A 1220-nucleotide genomic window follows, 5' to 3' on the forward strand; every position below is an offset into this window, starting at 1 on the left:
CTCCGCCAGCAGCACCGTGTCGGGATACATCGCGTCGATCTCGCGCCTGACCCGTTTCAGGAATTCATGAGTCTGCGGCAGATTCTCGCAGTTGGTGCCTTCTGCCTGGTAGAGGTAGGGGACGGCGTCCAGGCGGTAGCCGTCGATGCCGAGGTCCAGCCAGAACCGGAGAGCCGCGAGAATCTCCTCCTGGACGGCCGGGTTCTCGTAGTTGAGGTCCGGCTGGTGGGAGAAGAAGCGGTGCCAGTAGTATTCCTTGCGGACCGGGTCGAAGGTCCAGTTGGAGGCCTCGGTGTCGACGAAGATGATCCGGGCGTCCTGGTACTGGTCGTCTTTCTTTGCCCAGACGTAGTAGTCGCCGTAGGGGCCCTGAGGGTCTTTTCTGGATTCCTGGAACCACGGGTGCTGGTCGCTGGTGTGGTTCATGACGAAGTCGATGATGACGCGCATGCCGCGCTGGTGGGCGGCGTCGACGAAGTCGACGAAGTCGGCGAGGTCACCGAATTCGGGGAGGACCGCGGTGTAGTCGGAGACGTCGTAACCGCCGTCCCTCAACGGGGATTTGAAGAACGGGGGCAGCCAGAGGCAGTCGATGCCGAGCCACTGGAGGTAGTCGAGTTTGGCGGTGAGGCCTTTGAGGTCGCCGATTCCGTCGCCGTCGCTGTCCTGGAAGGAGCGGACGAGGACCTCGTAGAAGACGGCGCGTTTGAACCACTCGGGGTCCCGGTCCTTGGCGGGAGTGTCCTCGAAGGTGTCCGGGACGGGATCGTTGACAGTCACGGTGTCACTGGCCTCCAGTCGGATACCGCAGCAGATGAAAGATGTGCGCGGGCGCCCTGCCCGGTTCCAGACGTACGTAGTTGGCGCGGCCCCAGCGGTACGTCTCGCCGCTCAGCTCGTCACGCACCACCAGGGAACGCCCTTCGTCTTCCCGCCTGCCCAGGCCGAGTTGCGGCATGTCCAACGAGACCGTCGTTTCCTGGATGTGGTGAGGATCGAGGTTCACGACCACCAGAACCGTGTCGTCGCCGGTGCGTTTGCTGTACGCGATCACCGCGTCGTTGTCCGTCCGGTGGAAGTGCAGATTCCTGAGCCGGTGCAGGGCGGGGTGGCCGCGCCTGATCCGGTTGAGGGCGGTGATGAGCGGGGCGATCGACAGCCCGCTGCGCTCGGCCGACTCCCAGTCCCTGGGCCGGAGCTGGTATTTCTCGGAGTCCAGG

1 protein-coding gene and 1 pseudogene are annotated in these 1220 nt (G+C 64.2%); both read right to left on the bottom strand.

The window, feature by feature from the left end:
* Positions 1-780: alpha-amylase family glycosyl hydrolase (locus AOK08_RS35200; RefSeq protein WP_241827225.1), on the bottom strand; the 780-nt coding region annotated here is incomplete at its 3' end.
* Between the two features lie 4 nt (positions 781-784).
* A pseudogene (locus AOK08_RS35205) lies at positions 785-1220 on the bottom strand (alpha-1,4-glucan--maltose-1-phosphate maltosyltransferase); the annotation flags it as partial.

Source organism: Streptomyces graminilatus, assembly GCF_001418565.1.
GTDB lineage: Bacteria > Actinomycetota > Actinomycetes > Streptomycetales > Streptomycetaceae > Streptomyces > Streptomyces graminilatus.